The sequence below is a fragment of the Neolewinella marina genome (genome assembly GCF_002631205.1).
GTDB classification, from domain to species: domain Bacteria; phylum Bacteroidota; class Bacteroidia; order Chitinophagales; family Saprospiraceae; genus Neolewinella; species Neolewinella marina.
In genome coordinates, this window is the sequence record NZ_PDLO01000001.1 from 985,469 (window position 1) to 1,001,682 (window position 16,214).

At 62.4% G+C, this 16,214-nt stretch carries 13 protein-coding genes; 9 read left to right on the forward strand and 4 right to left on the reverse strand.

Annotated elements, in window-relative coordinates; all coding sequences use genetic code 11:
• The first annotated feature begins 13 nt into the window (after positions 1-13).
• From fucP to CGL56_RS04070, 4 genes are read left to right on the forward strand one after another with little or no spacing between them, the layout of a single operon-like run.
• A complete protein-coding gene (fucP, locus tag CGL56_RS04055; protein ID WP_099105201.1) occupies positions 14-1,360 on the forward strand; it encodes an L-fucose:H+ symporter permease in 1,347 nt (448 codons plus the stop codon).
• On the forward strand, positions 1,357-2,202 hold the full coding sequence (locus tag CGL56_RS04060) for an MBL fold metallo-hydrolase (RefSeq protein ID WP_099105202.1): 846 nt from the start codon (positions 1,357-1,359) through the stop codon (positions 2,200-2,202). Before fucP ends, CGL56_RS04060 begins: the two co-directional genes overlap by 4 nt.
• Before the next feature lie 23 nt (positions 2,203-2,225).
• Entirely contained in the window at positions 2,226-3,962 is a 1,737-nt protein-coding gene (gene aceK, locus CGL56_RS04065; protein ID WP_143470597.1) for a bifunctional isocitrate dehydrogenase kinase/phosphatase, read from the forward strand.
• 45 nt (positions 3,963-4,007) lie between these two features.
• Entirely contained in the window at positions 4,008-5,276 is a 1,269-nt protein-coding gene (locus CGL56_RS04070; RefSeq protein WP_099105204.1) for a hypothetical protein, read from the forward strand.
• On the opposite strand, the gene prmC is transcribed toward CGL56_RS04070, so the two are convergent.
• Both prmC and dcd read right to left on the reverse strand, forming a co-directional pair.
• On the reverse strand, positions 5,273-6,130 hold the full coding sequence (gene prmC, locus CGL56_RS04075) for a peptide chain release factor N(5)-glutamine methyltransferase (protein WP_099105205.1): 858 nt from the start codon (positions 6,128-6,130) through the stop codon (positions 5,273-5,275). The genes CGL56_RS04070 and prmC overlap by 4 nt on opposite strands.
• Positions 6,131-6,152: 22 nt before the next feature.
• Positions 6,153-6,689, reverse strand: coding sequence for a dCTP deaminase (gene dcd / locus CGL56_RS04080; protein WP_099105206.1), 537 nt, complete (start codon positions 6,687-6,689; stop codon positions 6,153-6,155).
• Between the two features lie 235 nt (positions 6,690-6,924).
• Here dcd and CGL56_RS04085 point away from each other — a divergent pair, with 235 nt between their 5' ends.
• From CGL56_RS04085 to CGL56_RS04100, 4 genes are all read left to right on the forward strand, one after another.
• Positions 6,925-9,684, forward strand: a complete 2,760-nt coding sequence (locus CGL56_RS04085; RefSeq protein WP_167641489.1) for a T9SS type A sorting domain-containing protein — start codon at positions 6,925-6,927, stop codon at positions 9,682-9,684.
• 127 nt (positions 9,685-9,811) lie between these two features.
• Positions 9,812-11,089 (forward strand): asparagine synthetase B, encoded by a 1,278-nt coding sequence (locus CGL56_RS04090; protein WP_099105518.1) that lies wholly within the window; start codon positions 9,812-9,814, stop codon positions 11,087-11,089.
• A 211-nt stretch (positions 11,090-11,300) separates the two neighbouring features.
• Positions 11,301-11,789 (forward strand): asparaginase domain-containing protein, encoded by a 489-nt coding sequence (locus CGL56_RS04095; RefSeq protein ID WP_099105208.1) that lies wholly within the window; start codon positions 11,301-11,303, stop codon positions 11,787-11,789.
• An 11-nt stretch (positions 11,790-11,800) separates the two neighbouring features.
• Positions 11,801-12,412 carry a 1-acyl-sn-glycerol-3-phosphate acyltransferase gene (locus tag CGL56_RS04100; protein ID WP_245183932.1) on the forward strand — a complete coding sequence of 204 codons (612 nt, stop codon included), beginning with the start codon at positions 11,801-11,803 and terminating at the stop codon, positions 12,410-12,412.
• Between the two features lie 146 nt (positions 12,413-12,558).
• Here the strand turns inward: CGL56_RS04100 and CGL56_RS04105 are convergent, their stop codons facing one another.
• Positions 12,559-13,752 carry an acetyl-CoA C-acyltransferase gene (locus tag CGL56_RS04105; RefSeq protein ID WP_099105209.1) on the reverse strand — a complete coding sequence of 398 codons (1,194 nt, stop codon included), beginning with the start codon at positions 13,750-13,752 and terminating at the stop codon, positions 12,559-12,561.
• 88 nt (positions 13,753-13,840) lie between these two features.
• Positions 13,841-15,262, reverse strand: a complete 1,422-nt coding sequence (locus CGL56_RS04110; protein ID WP_143470598.1) for a TlpA family protein disulfide reductase — start codon at positions 15,260-15,262, stop codon at positions 13,841-13,843.
• Positions 15,263-15,353: 91 nt separating this feature from the next.
• Here CGL56_RS04110 and tesB point away from each other — a divergent pair, with 91 nt between their 5' ends.
• Positions 15,354-16,214, forward strand: a complete 861-nt coding sequence (gene tesB / locus CGL56_RS04115) for an acyl-CoA thioesterase II (protein ID WP_099105211.1) — start codon at positions 15,354-15,356, stop codon at positions 16,212-16,214.

The following is a 16,214-nucleotide window of genomic DNA, read 5'->3' on the forward strand; positions in this document are numbered from 1 at the left end:
TGATTCCGCCCCGATGCCCCAAGCTTCTCCCCCGGTTGTACCCCGGTCGCTCCTTACGCCTTTCATCGTCGTCACTTCGCTGTTTGCCCTGTGGGGGTTCGCCAACGACATCACCAACCCGATGGTGTCGGCCTTCAAGAAGGTGCTGGAGCTCGACAACTTCCAGGCCAGCTGGGTGCAGTTCGCCTTTTACTTCGGCTACTTCACCATGGCCCTGCCCGCCGCCATCTTTGCCAAGCGGTATTCCTACAAGAAGAGCATCATCCTCGGACTCGGGCTCTACGCCACCGGGGCCCTCCTGTTCTATCCGGCGGCTTCCTGGGAAAGCTACGGTTTCTTTTTGCTGGCCCTGTATATCCTCACTTTCGGTCTTGCCTTCCTGGAAACGACGGCCAGCCCGTACATCATGTCGCTGGGCCCCGAAGCCACCGCTACCCGCCGGCTGAACCTGGCGCAGGCCTTCAATCCCATCGGGGCCCTGGGCGGGCTCATCGTGGCCAAGCAGTTCATCCTTTCCCGCCTGCGGGCGGATGAGCTGGGGAGTGAGGCCTACGCCGCCCTGGAACCGGTGCGCAAGGCGGCCATCCGCACCTCCGACCTGGCGGTCATCCGCGATCCCTACATCCTGCTCGGCGTGGCGGTGCTGGTGCTGCTCGGATTGTTCCTGACCCTGAACATGCCCGAGAAATCAACGGAGCGGGGGAGGCTCGGCATCCGGGCCGCTATCCACCGGCTGTGGAGGCAGCCCCGCTACCGTGAGGCCGTGGTTGCCCAGGCCTTTTACGTTGGGGCCCAGATCATGTGTTGGACCTACATCTACCAGTACGCCGAATCGATCGGCATTGCCAATGCCGACGCCGTCCCCTACGGCATCGCCGCCCTGGTGATCTTCCTGGTGGGCCGCTGGGTGGGCACATACCTGCTTCGCTTCTTCCCAGGCGGCACCCTGCTGCTGGCCTTCGCCGGCGGAGCTGCCCTCATGACCCTGCTCACCATCTTCCTCGTCGGCGTGGCCGGCCTCTACGCCCTGGTAGGGATCAGTTTCTTCATGTCGATCATGTTTCCCACCATCTATGGCATTGCGCTGGAGGGGCAGGGAGAGGATGCCAAGTTCGGCGCCGCCTTCCTGGTGATGGCCATCGTGGGCGGGGCCCTCATGCCCACCCTCCAGGGACTGATTCTCGACCTCGGAGGAGCCGGCTATTCCGACATCCGCCTGCTGGGCGTGCCGGAAGTCAATTTTAGTTTTGTGCTACCGTTGCTGTGCTTCGCGGTGGTGGGCTGGTACGGCTACCGGGTTGCGGCCCACCACCCTCCGTCCACGCCGGACATCGTTCCCTCCCCAACCCCCTCCCTATGACCAGTCCACCGGACCGCCCCGACCTGCGGCTCTACGAAAGCGCGCTGTTCCGTACCGTCAGCAGCCTGATTGTCGGCGAAGATTACCTCCTCCTGGTCGACCCCACCTGGCTGCCGGGAGAGGTAGCCGCCATCCACGCCGAAGCAGAGGCACTGCTCCCGGGGCGGCAGGGCTACCTGCTGTTTACGCACTCGGACTACGACCATATCCTGGGCTTCGGCAAGTTTGCGGACTGGCACACCCTGGCTTCCCAATCCTTCGTGGATCACCCCGACCCGGAGGAGGTGCTGCGGGAGATCCGGGAGTTCGACGACCAGTACTACATCACCCGCGACCATCCGGTGGTCTATCCCCGCATCGACACGGCCATCGTTGGCGAAGGCACCGCCCACCGCCTGGGCAGTGAAACCTATCTGTTCTGGCAGTCCCCTGGCCACAACGCGGATGGACTGCTGGTCCTCCATCCCCAGCGGGGTATCCTCATCGTGGGGGATTACCTCAGCAACGTGGAATTTCCCTACCTCTACCACTCGGTGGCCGACTACCGGGCCACCCTGGACAAGATCGAAGCGATACTGCAGGAATACGACGTCCGCATCCTGGTCAGTGGCCACGGCGACCCCACCAGTAATCCGGATGAAATGCACCAGCGTCTGGGGGATGCCCGTCGTTACCTCGATGCGTTGGAGGCGTCCGTCCGCCAGCAGCAGCCCTTTGACCTGGAAGGGCTGTTCACCTGTTACCGGTTTCCGGGCGTCATGCGCAGGTTCCATGCCGAAAATGTAATCCTGATGGAACGCCACGTCGCCCAGTATCCCAACCCTTCCACCGGGCTGTCCTAGGCAGCCACAACCCCTTGGCCTTCATGCACCGCCCCGCACCCGCGTTCCCCGCCCTGTTGCACTACGAGGTTGCCCACCGGATCCTCATGGGCTACATGGACTATTACTACCGCTTCAAGCTGATCACCAAACGGGCCCGGCTGCGGTTCGAGGCCCGCGACTGGCACGGTACCCAGGCCGACGCCCGTAGCCGCATCACCCTGTACCGGGAGGAGGTGAGCCGGACCAGTGAGCAATTGGCCCGGCTCATGGAGGACGTCAGCGGCGATACGGTCTTCTGGACCCGGGTGCGCGACGCTTTCGCCGAGGAGATTGCCCACTTCAACACCCGCAACATCGCCGAGACCTTTTTCAACTCGGTCTACCGCCACAGTCACGGCATCGGGGCCGACCCCGCGGTGATGTTCGTCCTGCGCACCGGCACCTACCGGGAGCACCGGGGGCTTTCGGCGATCAGTTACAACATCGACCTGGAGGGGCGGTCACTGGACGTAGTAGTCCGCCAGGTGCTCGACTACTTTCCCTTCGAGGTGGAGTGGGATGACCGGGAGCGCGACATTGCGCTGGTGGCCCGCCGCTGGGCCGCCCACCCGGCCAGCGCTTCCACCCGCCTGGAAATCCTGCAGTCCGTCTTCTACCGCAACAAGGTGGCCTACATCGTAGGGCGGCTGCTGGATCATGGCCGGGTCCATCCCTTCATCCTGCCCCTCCTCCACCCCGACGGCCGCGGCATCCTCATCGACGCCCTCCTGCTGGAGGCCGACCAGGTGGTATCTATCTTCAGCTACCACCGCTCCTACTTTCTGGCCGACATCAGCGTGCCGAGCGACATGGTAGACTTCCTGAACACCTTCATGCCGAGCAAGCAGGTCAGCGAGCTGTACAACGCCATCGGCTTTGAAAAGCACGGTAAGACGGTCTTCTACCGGGAGTTGCTCCGCCACATGCGCAAAACCGCGAAGGACCCCGCGGAACGCTTCGTCACCGCCCCCGGCATCGCAGGAATGGTGATGTACGTATTCACCATGCCGCGCCTCAACATGGTCTTCAAGGTGATCCGTGACACCTTCGCTCCCCCCAAGCAGGTGACCGCCGAGACCGTCAAGGCGAAGTACGACCTGGTCAAGCGCCACGACCGGGTGGGCCGGATGGCCGACAGCTACCTCTTCGAAAAACTGGCCCTGCCCCTGGACCGATTCGGCCCCGAGTGCCTGCGGGAGCTGGTCGATACGGCCACCTCCCGGGTGACGGTCACGGACGACTGCGTGCTGCTCTCCCACGTCTACGTAGAAAAGAAGATGACTCCCCTGAACCTCTTCCTGCAGACCGCCGACGAGGCCATGGCCCAGAAGGCGCTGCGGGACTACGGCCGGGCGATCAAGCAGCTGGCGGCGGCCAACATCTTCCCCGGTGACCTGCTGCTGAAAAACTTCGGCGTCACCCGCGTCAACCGGGTAGTCTTCTACGACTACGACGAAATCGAACTGGTCACCGACTGCAACTTCCGCCACCTCCCGGAGCCGCGTACTCCGGAACAGGAAATGGCCAGTCAGCCGTGGTACTACGTGGGGCCCCGCGACATCTTTCCCGAGGAGTTCCCCGGTTTCCTGCTGCGTTCCGGCCCCCACCTGACCTACTTGCGGCAGCAACACGGGGAGATTTTTGACGCCGACTTCTGGAACGACCTGAAGCAGCGGTTGCTGGCCGGGGAGATCATGGACGTCTTTCCCTACCGTACGGGATGCCGTTTCCTGCAGTAGTTCTCACTGGTTGTTTTCTGATTCCCCCCGCTATCTTGGCCGGCCATGATTGACCACCTGATTCAGCTGGCCCCCGATGCCAAGACCCTGGAAGCCGGCCGCCGCCTCTTCTACAGCCGGCGGTGGCGGTTGCTGGGTGGCGACGGTGAATGGATCTGGGGGGAGTTCGACGTGGGTGGTAAACGCCCGGTAGAATCCGCCGTGCAGGTAGTCCGCGGGCGGTTCAGCTGCAGCTGCCGATCCCGCTCCCGCCCTTGCGCCCACAACCTGGCCCTGGTCCTGCTGCTCAAGAACAACCCCGACCGGCTCACCGTGGGCCAGCCGCCGGAGTGGGTGCGGTCGGTGCAGTACCAGGCCGAGCGGGCGCCAAAACCGGTCAAGGACGCCGCCCAGGCCGAGGACCGACTCGCGGCCCGGCTGGAACTCATGACCGCCGGCATCGACGAGCTGGAACTGCGGCTGCTCGACGTGGCCCGCCGCGGGATCGCCGATACCCTGGGGCAGGGGTCCGAATCATGGCTCGCTATGGCTACCCGACTCACGGATGCCAAGCTGCCCGGTCCAGCCGGTCGGGTGCGGCGTCTGGCCTCCCTGGGCGCCGAGGGAACCGAGGGAGAGATCGCCCGCACCCTGGGCGATTTATACCTCTTCATCCGGTCCTGGCGGATCCGCGAGGAACTACCGGAAGAGCGGCGTGCGGAGCTGTACCAGTTCGCGGGCATCACCACCCGCAAGGAAGAATTGCTCGCCCAGCCCGCCCGTGATGATCACTGGCTGGTACTCGGAACGGTTTCCGGTACGGAGGACCGCCTGCGGTACCGACGGGTCTGGCTGCGGGGGGAGCAAAGCCGCCGCTACGCCCTGCTACTGGATTATGCCTTTGGTGAATTTCCCTTTGAGCAGTCCTGGCCGCTGTCGGCCTCCTTTTCCGGAGGGGTACGCTACTATCCGGGCAGCTACCCCCAGCGGGCCGTCTTCACCGATCCCCGGCCGGGGGGACGGCCATACGATGGGCTGAAGGGCTATCCCTCCTTCGAAGAAATGCTGGGTAACTACCGGCGGGCCCTGGGCACCAACCCCTGGCTGTATTACTATCCGGTGTACCTGGAAAGCGTGCGGCCGGTGAAATCGGGTGAGGACATGTTGCTCGTCGACGTTCGGGGCAGCGCCCTGCCCGTAATGTTAGGGTACGAGGGTTTTTACCGGCTGCTGGCCGTGAGCGGCGGCGGACCACTGTCGCTGTTTGCTGAATTCGACGGCTACCGGCTCCGGCCGCTGAGTGTACTGACCGCCCTGGGGCTGACGGAAGCCTAAGGCTGGGTCGCTTCCCCTTCCGGCAGGGTGGCCCGCACCATGCGCCATTTATTCTGCAGGTCCTTGCGGCGGACCACGTCGGCATAGCCCGCATCCAGAAAGAGTTTCAGCACCTCTTCACTGTTGAATTCATTCGTTTCGCAGTAGAGCTGCCCACCGGCCTTGAGTCCGTGGTGCCCCTGCCCGGCCAGCCGCCGGTAGAACAGCAGCGGGTCCTCCTCGGGAACGAAGAGGGCCATTTCGGGCTCGTGCTCCAGGGTGGAAGCGTCCATCTTGCTCCGCTCCGAGGGGGGGATGTAGGGCGGGTTGGACACGATGACGTCGTAGCGCCCCTCGGCCATGCTTTCCTCCAGCACGTCGCCCTGGTGGAAAGTCACCGGGAGGTCGAGCCGCCGGGCGTTCTCGCGGGCCACTTCCAGGGCGGCTTCGCTGAGGTCGACGCCGCGGCACGTCCAGGCCGGCCGGCGGGCCTGCAGGGCCAGGGGGATACAGCCCGAGCCGGTACCGATGTCGATCACCGACCGTACGGTATGCTGGTTGTGGTCTTCCAGAATCCACTCGACCAGCTCCTCGGTTTCCGGTCGGGGGATGAGGACGGAGGGGTTCACCTTCAGCTGGAGGCCGAAGAAGTCGGCAATGCCCGTAACGTACTGCACCGGTTCGCCGGCCTTGAGGCGGTTCAGGGTGGTCCAGGCCAGGATCTGCTCCTCCTGGGTCAGTTTGCGGGGGCGGTTGCCCTGGCGGTAGCCAAAGAGGTCCTCCATTACCAGTCGGGATACGGAGGCTGATTCGCCCCGCCCGAGCAGGGGGCGCAATTCCCGGGTGATGTGCTTGGTCAGGTCGTCGGTTCTCAACGGGGAGTGGGCTTGTCGGGGGTTAGAAATGGTTCTTCCACATCATCGACTCCATGGGGCGGTTGCTCACCGCGTTGTACTTGGCGCCGGGTTTCTGGTTGTAGTAGTTCTCGATGTCGCCCTCCACGGCGAAGTAGATCAGCTGTCCGATCGGCATGCCGGCGTAAACGCGCACGGGATGGGTGCAGGAGATCTCCAGCGTCCAGTGGTTGCAAAAGCCCACGTCGCCCTTGCCCGCCGTGGCGTGGATGTCGATGCCCAGCCGCCCTACGCTGCTTTTGCCCTCGAGGAAGGGGACGCAACTGTGGGTTTCGGTGTACTCCAGGGTGACGCCCAAGTAGAGGGTATTGGGGTGAAGGACGTAGCCCTCCTCGCCGATTTCCATCTCCTCAATGGTGTTGTGCTTGCGGGAATCCAGGATGTGATCCTTGTAGCGGGCCAGGTATTTTCCCAGGTGAACGTCGTAGCTGTTGGTCCCCAGGTTGGCCCGGTCGAAGGGGCGGATGACGATTTCTCCGCACTCCATGGCGGCCAGTATCTTTTTGTCGCTCCAGATCATATGCCAAAGGTAAGACAAGGTCGGCGGGACTGCGACCGTTGTAAGGCTGCGGCAGCCCACTACCGCCGTAATCTCCTGGCATTCAGGAGCAATCCGAACCTGCGCTTCGCCGCCAGGGTTGTTATTGTGCCTTAACAATTGTATTTTTGCGCCCCCTTACCCCGGGGGGCTTCCAAATCCAACTAGCGTTCTTCTCATGAAATCTTTCAAGTTATGGAGCACTGTGCTCCTTACAATGCTGTCTGTATCCCTTTTCGGACAGGCCCAAGTGTCCGTCCGTGCAACATCCACCCTAAACGAGGTTTCCGAGCTTCCCCTCGGACTGAACCTCAACTCCCTGGTGGACAACGACGCCAACCGGGTGGACGGCGCCCGCCCCCTGCGAACCGCCCTCGCCGCCACCGGCGCCCGTTATTTGCGCTTCCCCGGCGGCGAAAAATCGGACGCCTACGCCTGGGCGGCCCCGCCCTACAACGATCCCTCCACAGCCTATCTGCTCCGCCAGAGTGAGCGGGACTGGCCCGCCAACGATCCCCGATTCTGGGACCTGGGTGCGGGAAAATGGGCCACTAGCAACTATAACTTCGACCAATTCATGGCAGATTGCCAGGCTACCGGCGCCGAGCCCGTGGTGGTCGTGGCCTTCGACGGAATGTACCTGCCGGCCCACTCCGGGGGAACAGCCCTGAGCCGCGAACAGGCCCTGGAAATGGCGGTAGCCTGGGTGCGCTACGCCAACGTGACCAAGGGATATAACGTGAAGTACTGGGAACTCGGCAACGAGACCTGGAACGGTACCACTTACGCCGGTCGGGACCCGGGTTTCACCACTTACGGACGGGACGTGGCGGAATTTGCCCGGGCGATGAAGGCCGTCGATCCATCCATCAAGATCGGCATCAACGGAGCAAGTTTCAGCGACTTCGATCTGGCCCTGAAGGAATGTGCCGCGGAGGTGGATTTCCTCGACGTTCACGCCTACCCGGCTTACGGGTTCAGAACCTACGACCAGTACCTCAACACCCAGCTTAATCCGGGAGGCATCGTGAACGTCGCCCAACGCGCCATCGATGCGGTAGCGGATCCGGAGGTGAGGGAGAAGCTGTTCATCGTTATGACCGAGACCTCCGCCACCGGCTACCAGCTGGATTCGGAGTGGGACGCCGGCAACAACCTGGGGCAGGCACTGGCCAATTTCGACATCCTGATGCAGATGCTGGAGGACTCCCGGGTGCGGTTCACCCAGTTCTGGAATTCGCGGTGGATCCGTCCCGACACCGGTAACTCCCACCCCTACGACCTGTTCACCGCCACCAATGAACTGAACGCCAGCGGTCAGGCGATGGCCATGATGGCCGACGAGCTGCTCGACCGGATGGTGGAAACGACCTCCGAGGGCGTGGTGCGCACCTTCGCCACTACGAATAAGGCCGGCGACCAACTCACGGTCTTCCTGCTGAACAAGGATACCCTCTCCACCCCCGCCAATCTGACCCTCGAGGGCTTTACCGCCGCGCCCGGCGTCGCTCGGTCGGTATTCACGGGGCCTCACCCCGGCAGTCCCCGGGTGGAATGGAAGCCGGCCGAGGATGCATCCCTGCAGAATGGCCAGGTGGCGCTCACCCTCCCCCCCGCTTCCGTGACTATTTTGAAGTTTACCCCTCCCACCAAAGTTGCCGCCGCCCCCTCGGGCGATTACTGGCTGGAAGCGGAGTGTGCCACGGTGGGTAGCCAGTGGATTACCGGCGAATCAACCGGTGCCTCAGGTGGACAGTACACCGTCGTACCGCGCGGCAGTTCGATGAGGGTTCCTCCGGCCGACCTCGATGAGAACCGGGTTCGCTTCGATCTGTCGGTGGAAACGGCGGGGACCTATCACCTCTTTGCCCGGATCAACGCCCCCTCCAACACCAAGGACTCCTATTGGGTGCGCGTCAATGAAGGCAGCTGGTACAGGTGGAACAGCGGGATCATACAACGTAAAGGATTCCAGTGGAACCAGCTGCCTGACGGCGTGGCGCTGCGGGCAGGTAATAACACGATTGATTTTGCTTTCCGCGAAAGTGGCACCGAGCTCGACAAGCTGTTCGTGACCCGGAGCGGTACCCTGCCCACGGATTTCGGCGCGGACGCCGGCAACTGTATCGGCAGTAGCAGTAGCAACAGTTCTACCAGTGGCTCCGTCGGTACGGTGGAGGCAGAGTGCACCACCGGCAGTTCCAGTTGGGACCAGCAATTTTCTTCCGAAGCTTCCGGGGGATCGTACCTGGTATTTACCGGCGACCGCCACCTGGAGGAGCCTGCTGCCGGTGAAATGGTGCAGGAGTTTCGCCACGAGATCTATGTCCCCGAAACCGCTCCCCACTACCTGTTCATGCGGGTGGACGCTCCCGACCCCTCCCGCAACAGCGTGTGGGTAAAGGTGGACGACCAGCCCTGGATGAAATTTTGGCGGGAAACCAGCGGTGAGCAGTTGCTCACGAACGGCTTTGAGTGGCGGATGGTCAACCACGACGGGGTTGCCGGCACCCTAAACCTGAACGCTGGCTACCACACCGTTCGCGTTGCCAACCGTGAACCGGGCACCAGGATCGATAAAGTGACTTTTTCAACGGCGAAGACCGCGCCGGAGGGTTACGGACCAGACGCGGCAGATTGCGGAGCTACCACCTCCCATACTATGGCATCGAGCATGCAAATGCAGGCTGCTCCCACCGATTTGCCCTCCGACAGTGCCCCGGACAGCCCCGTCATGTCGGTCTTCCCCAATCCAGCTGATGATCAACTTACCCTGGAGGTCACCAGCGACTACAACGGCACGGTGAACCTGATCATTTACGACCTGCACGGACGGAGCGTTCAGCAGGAAGTGTTCGACAAGGAGGGCGAACAACTACAGGCCTACTTTCCCCTCGATTCCTTCCCCAGTGGAGTATACCTGCTCCGGGTAGTCGAAGGGGATCACAGCACTACCCAGTCCTTCATTCGCCGGTAGGCCACCGCAGCGCGCCCTATATGGGCTAAAGTATTACCCGACATATCTTACGGAAGTGGCCGGCAGGTTGCCGGCCCGTTACACCTATTTGCCGTCATTATCCGTTAGGAGAATGAAAGCCTCCCCCATGCGCCGCAAACTCCCCCTCCTGTTCCTCCTGCTGCTGATGGCCACCGTGGCCCGCGCCTCCACGATCCTGATCCCGATGGACGACACCCAGACGGATCACCTCAAGGCCTACGGCATCACCTACTGGGTGCTGAACAACAACATTGAGGCCTGGTGGCTGCTCAACTACCGGGGCGGCAGCTTCGCCTTCCAGCACAGCCGGGCCTTCGAGCGGGAATGTCTCACGCGGGGGGTGAAGTACGAGGTCATCCCCGACGCCCGCTTCAACGGAATCCTGGAAGAGATCGCCGATCCGGAAAGGAATATGGACGCGATGAAGTTGGAAAAAGCTCCGAAGATCGCCGTCTACACCCCCGACTACAATTTCCGGGAAGGAACCGAGGTACAACCCTGGGACGACGCCGTAACCATGGTGCTGACCTACGCCGAAATCCCCTATGAGACGGTGTACGACAACGAGGTGCTGGGCGATGAGTTGGCCCAGTACGACTGGCTCCACCTCCACCACGAGGACTTCACCGGGCAGTTCGGCCGCTTCTACCGGAGCTACCACACCGCCCCCTGGTACCGCCGGCAGGTAGCCTACCAGGAAGAACTGGCCGCCCAGAACGGCTACCAGAAGGTGAGCCAGCTGAAACTGGGGGTCGTCAAAAAGGTCCGGGAGTACGTCGGCGGCGGCGGCTTCATGTTCGCCATGTGCTCGGCCACCGACAGCTACGACATTGCCCTGGCGGCCGACGGTGTAGACATCTGTGCCCCCTACTACGACGGCGACCCCATCGACCCGAACGCCCAGGCCAAACTAGATTACAGCAAGACCTTCGCCTTCGAGAACTTCCAGCTGGAACGCAACCCCCTGGAGTACGAATTCAGCAACATCGACCACAACCCCCGCCCCGTCACCCAGGAGCAGGACTACTTTACCCTCTTCGACTTCAGCGCCAAGTGGGACCCGGTGCCCACCATGCTGACGCAGAACCACGTGCGGACTGTCAAGGGCTTCATGGGACAGACCACCGCTTTCACCAACAGCCACATCAAGAGCAGCGTGCTGGTGCTCGGGGAAAACAAGCCGGCCAGCGAGGCGCGGTACCTACATGGACAGTTCGGTGAGGGCTTCTTCACCTTCTACGGCGGGCACGATCCGGCCGATTACCGCCACCTGGTGAACGACCCGGAAACCGACCTGAGCCTGCACCCCAACAGTCCCGGCTACCGGCTGATCCTTAATAACATCCTGTTCCCGGCGGCCAAGAAGAAGGAGCGGAAGACTTAGGGAATAGAGGCTCGCTGCGCTCGCCGTTAGTCGCTCGCTTTGCTCGCTGGTTAGAGGCTCGCTTTGCTTGCGGTTAGAGGCTCGCTTTGCTCGCTGGTTGGTCGCTCACGTTGCTCGCGGGGGTAGAGGGTGGGGAATCTCATTGACTGGTATACCTTTGCCGCAATTTTGTAACCGCCAGGCGTCGCTGTGGCGACTTAATTTATAGCCCTTGATCCAAATTTTTGTAACCGGCGGAACCTTCGACAAGGAGTACGACTTCGTGACTGGCCGGCTTTTCTTCCGCGACAGCAGCCTGCCCAAAATGCTTGAAGTCGGTCGTTCCACCCTTGACGTCAGCATCCGCACCCTGATGATGGTGGACAGCCTCGACATCACCCCCCAGGACCGGGAGAATATCGCCCACAACTGCCGCTCCACCGATACGGATCAGATCCTCATCACCCACGGCACGGACACCATGACCGAAACGGCCGAGCACCTGGCCAAGGCGGACATCCGGGGCAAGACCATCGTCATTACTGGGGCCATGATTCCCTACGCCTTCGGCAGTTCTTCCGACGGATTCTTTAACTTGGGAAGTGCCCTGGCCTTCGTTCAGGCGCTCCCCCCCGGGGTGTACATCGTGATGAACGGTCGCTACTTCACCTGGGACGGGGTGCGCAAGAACCGCGCCACGGGTTTTTTTGAAGCTGTTTAACCCCCTCTCCTATGATGCCCGCCTGGCTGGCCCGCCTGATGCTCCGCCTGAACGGCATTCGCGTGGTCGATCACAACCACGGGAATTGGCCGAAGAAATGCGTGGTGCCCACCGGCCCCCACACCAGCAACCGCGACTTCCCGTATGGGCTCTACGCCCGGGCCGTCGTGGGCCGCTATATCCAGTTCGTGGCCAAGTCCGACCTCTTCAAAGGGCCCATGGGTAGCGCGATGCAGTGGATGGGTGGCGTACCCGTGATCCGGGAGAAGCGCACCAACTTTACCCAGGCGGTAGCCAAGATCTTCCAGGAGCGGGAGGAATTCTACCTCTGCATTGCCATGGAAGGTACCCGCAAGAAGGTCGACCGCTTCAAGACGGGATTCTACTGGATCGCCAAGGAGGCCAAGGTGCCCCTGGTGTTCGCCAAATTCGACTTCGGGAACCGGGTCATCGAGTTCTCCGAACCCTTCCACCCCACCGACGACGTGCGCGCGGACTTCGACTACATCTACCGCCACTTCGACGGGGTGGTGGGCCTGATTCCGGAGAACAGCTTCCACTACGATCCCGCCGTCCTGGATGAATTGCCGACCGCCGAGGGGGAAAGTTCACCCCCGAGGTAAGGGAGGGTTTCACGAAGGTTGATCAGCGGCTGGCGGATCAGTCGCTTAATTCCGTCACGTAAGTGAACTCCGTAAAGCATAAATAAGAACCGGGGCGCCTCCGAATGAACGGGAGCGCCCCGGCTGAAGCGTTTGGCAAGGCCGCCTTACAAAGCCTCCACCACCACTGCGGATGCTCCGCCGCCCCCGTTGCAGAGGGTGGCCAGACCGTATTTACCCTGGCGGGAGTGGAGTACGTTGATGAGGGTCACCAGGATGCGGGCGCCGGAGGTGCCCAGGGGGTGGCCCAGGGAAACGCCACCGCCAGTCACGTTCATGTTGTCGCCTTTCAGGCCGAGCTCCTTGGCGAAGGCCATGGGCACTACGCTAAAGGCCTCGTTCACTTCCAGGAAATCCATGTCTTCCATTTTCAGTCCGGCCCGCTCGACGGCCAGGGGAGCGGCCTTGGTGGGGGCAGTGGTGAACCACTGAGGCTCGTGGGCGGCGTCGGCGAAGGAGACGATTTTGGCCAGTGGCTTGAGGCCCAGTTCGTCTACTACCCGTTGGCTCACCAGTACCAGGGCGGCGGCGCCGTCGTTGATCGTGCTGGCGTTAGCGGCCGTCACGGTACCATCCTTGGAAAAGGCGGGGCGCAGGCTGGCCATCTTCTCGAACTTGACCTTCTTGTATTCTTCGTCCTCTTCGATGATGAGGTCGTCGCCCCGGCGCTGGGGTACGTTTACGGGTACGATCTCCCGCTTGAAGGTGCCGTTGCCGGTGGCCTCCGCGCTGCGCTTGTAGGAGTTGGTAGCGTACTCGTCCTGCTCCTCGCGGGTGATGCCGTACTTCTTCGCCGTGGCGTCGGCGCAGGTGCCCATGGCGTTCTGGTCGTAGGCGTCGGTGAGGCCGTCCTTGGTGAGGCCGTCGATGAGCTTGCGGTCGCCGAACTTGGCGCCCCAGCGGGCGTCGGCAACGTAGTAGGGGATGTTGGACATGCTTTCCATGCCGCCGGCCACGACCATGTCATGGTGGCCGAGCATGATGGTCTGGGCACCGAACATCACGCTTTTCATACCGCTGCTGCAGACCTTGTTTACCGTGGTACAGGGTACCGTATTGGGGATGCCGGCCCCGAGGGCGGCCTGGCGGGCGGGGGCCTGTCCGAGGTTAGCGCTCACCACGTTACCCATGAACACCTCCTGGACGCGGTCGGCGGGTACGCCGGCCCGCTCGAGTGCCCCTTTGATGGCGGCACTGCCCAGCTGGGTGGCGGAAAGGGAGGAAAGAACGCCTCCGAAGGAGCCGATCGGCGTACGTACGGCGGAAACGATGTAGACGGGGGGGTGGTGGTGTTGGGGCATGGTCGATTGGTTTTTCGTAAAGATAGTTGTCTTGTCAACAGTTTGTTCCGGAGTCAGTTGCCGGCGGGCGATGTACTGCGGTAAACGGTCAATCCAAAGTACTCAATGCTGCGGAAAGCGCGGGGTCAGATGGCGGGGGGCAGCGGGCGCAGATCACCGCTCCGGAGGTCCCAAACAGCACATAGCGGGGTGAGCTGTTCAGTCCGCGGGCGACGGCTCCCTCCGCCGTAACGTCCCAGTACAGCTGACGGTCGGCCGGTGTGGCGTGGCGGTCCAGATAGGCGTGCCACCTCTCCTCCGGAGTAGCGTAGGCCAGGTAGACCAGCCGCAACCGGGGGAATTCCTCCCGGAGCCGGCGCTCAAAGGGGTACTGCCGCCGACAGGGAATACACCCCGGGAACCAGAACTTGTACAGTACCGGCCGGCCGGAATAGATACTGCGGGGGATCACCTGCCGACCGGCCCTATCCACCAGCGGCGCATCCAGTATTTCAACCAAGCCCTGGTTGACAGACCGCACCCCGTCGATGGAATCCTTCACCCCGGTCAGATAATTCAGGTAGGCCGGAGGCAGCAGAGACAAGGCCTTATCAATCAGGGCCGATTTGGTCCCGTAAGCGCGGGCGTCGTGGTATCCTCGCTCCACGAAGCGGGCTAGGAAATCATGTCGCCTTTCCTCCGTTACAGGCAGCTCCCGTATGATCGCCTCCAGTTGGTTTCTCTCCATTGCCCCAACGAGGTCTCCGCCATTCGCGGCCTGTGGAGGTTGAAGGAAGTGGTGGCGGAGCTGCAGATGATGGTATGCCGGAGCTTCCACCAGAGCACTGTTCGCCAGCAGCCGGTTAATACGTTCCTCGAGGGTGTCGGGCAGGGCCGGAATGGTACCCTCTCGCATCAGTTGATAGCCCCGGATGGTTTCGATTTCGGCGGCGACACCCAGCCTAATCTGCTGCTCCAGCAGGTCGGTGAGCCATTCCTGGGTGGTCCCCGCCCGGCGGAGGCTGTCGGCAAACTCCAGCAACTCCTTCTCCCGCGGACCATAGTAAGCCATTACTTCTTCCCAGCTCCCCGTATAGGGGGTTTCGGGTCCCTGCATCGGCAATTCGGTTTCCAGCCGTCGCAGCGGGCAATATAAGGGACTATCCTCCCGCCAGTGCTGCCCGTCCCAGCTTACCCGTCGGTGTATTCCCGGCAGCAGGTGCAGGTTCGCCCTGCCCCCCGGGGCAGTAAAGAGATAGGTGCGGACGGGCTGGAAAAGCGGCAGAAATAACACCACGGAATCGCCAGGAGCCAGGGAATCCGATCGCAATTCCCGGCTCATTTCGAGGGCCCGACTGGCCCATTCGTAATCGATCGTTTCCGGCCCGGCATTGCGCACGATCAGGCGGGTAAGGAGGCGATCATCAAATGCAAGGTCGCTCCAGGGCGGGGGTGAGGGCGACGGCAGCGCGCAGGTGCCGAGGAAAACGCAAGGTAGCAGGATAAACAGCCGGAACGGTGGAACGTACATATGCGTACAGATGAACGCCGTGGTCATTTTGGCGGACGTGCCGGGAGGGGTTCCGGCGGCACATCGGGAGCGGACTTCGTAGGTTTGCGGCATGAAGCAGATTTCCGAACTCCTCAGCCTCCTCAACCTGGAACGGCTGGAGGTGAACCTCTTCCGCGGCGAAAGCCGCAGCGTGGGCAGTGCCCGCGTTTTCGGCGGACAGGTATTGGCCCAGTCGCTGGCCGCCGCCATCCGCACGGTTCCCGAAGACCGCTACGTCCACAGTCTGCATGGCTACTTCGTCCTGCCGGGCGACCTCGACCTGCCGATCGTCTTTGAGGTCGACCGCATCCGCGACGGCGGCAGCTTTACCACCCGTGCCGTCAAGGCCATTCAGAAGGGGCAAGCCATCTTCCACCTGACGGCCAGCTTCCAGCTCGACCAGCAGGGCTTCGACCACCAGATCCCCATGCCGGAGGTGCTGCCGGCCGAGGAGTTGGTCAGCTACGAGGGCATGGCCAAGCAGTTCGGCGACCAGCTGCCCAACAACATCCGCAAGATGCTCAGTATCGAGCGGCCCCTGGAGTTCCGCCCCGTTGAGTTCCTCAACCCCTTCAACCGGGAGAAGTACGCCCCCAGCCGCAACGTATGGTTGCGCACCCGGGGAGAGATGCCCGACGACCGCCGCCTGCAGGCACTGGTGTTGGCCTACGCCAGCGACTACAACCTGTTGACCACCTCCCTGCTGCCCCACGGCCGCGGCGCCGACTTCCGCAACCTTCAGATGGCCAGCCTCGACCACGCCATGTGGTTCCACCGCCCCTTCCGGGCCGACGAATGGCTGCTGTACAGCATGGACAGCCCCAGTGCCAGTGGAGCGCGGGGCTTCACCCGGGGCAATATCTTCGACGCGAAGGGCCACCTGGTCGCCAGCGTGGTACAGGAAGGGTTGTTGCGAGAGAAAAAAGGATAG

Bases quoted from the DNA above. Each gene is read 5' to 3' on its own strand.
- CGL56_RS04085 (WP_167641489.1), top strand. From the start codon at position 6,925: ATGCTGTCTGTATCCCTTTTCGGACAGGCCCAAGTGTCCGTCCGTGCA.
- CGL56_RS04110 (WP_143470598.1), bottom strand. From the start codon at position 15,262: ATGTACGTTCCACCGTTCCGGCTGTTTATCCTGCTACCTTGCGTTTTC.
- CGL56_RS04100 (WP_245183932.1), top strand. From the start codon at position 11,801: ATGATGCCCGCCTGGCTGGCCCGCCTGATGCTCCGCCTGAACGGCATT.
- tesB (WP_099105211.1), top strand. From the start codon at position 15,354: ATGAAGCAGATTTCCGAACTCCTCAGCCTCCTCAACCTGGAACGGCTG.
- CGL56_RS04070 (WP_099105204.1), top strand. From the start codon at position 4,008: ATGATTGACCACCTGATTCAGCTGGCCCCCGATGCCAAGACCCTGGAA.
- CGL56_RS04060 (WP_099105202.1), top strand. From the start codon at position 1,357: ATGACCAGTCCACCGGACCGCCCCGACCTGCGGCTCTACGAAAGCGCG.
- aceK (WP_143470597.1), top strand. From the start codon at position 2,226: ATGCACCGCCCCGCACCCGCGTTCCCCGCCCTGTTGCACTACGAGGTT.
- dcd (WP_099105206.1), bottom strand. From the start codon at position 6,689: ATGATCTGGAGCGACAAAAAGATACTGGCCGCCATGGAGTGCGGAGAA.
- fucP (WP_099105201.1), top strand. From the start codon at position 14: ATGCCCCAAGCTTCTCCCCCGGTTGTACCCCGGTCGCTCCTTACGCCT.
- CGL56_RS04105 (WP_099105209.1), bottom strand. From the start codon at position 13,752: ATGCCCCAACACCACCACCCCCCCGTCTACATCGTTTCCGCCGTACGT.
- CGL56_RS04090 (WP_099105518.1), top strand. From the start codon at position 9,812: ATGCGCCGCAAACTCCCCCTCCTGTTCCTCCTGCTGCTGATGGCCACC.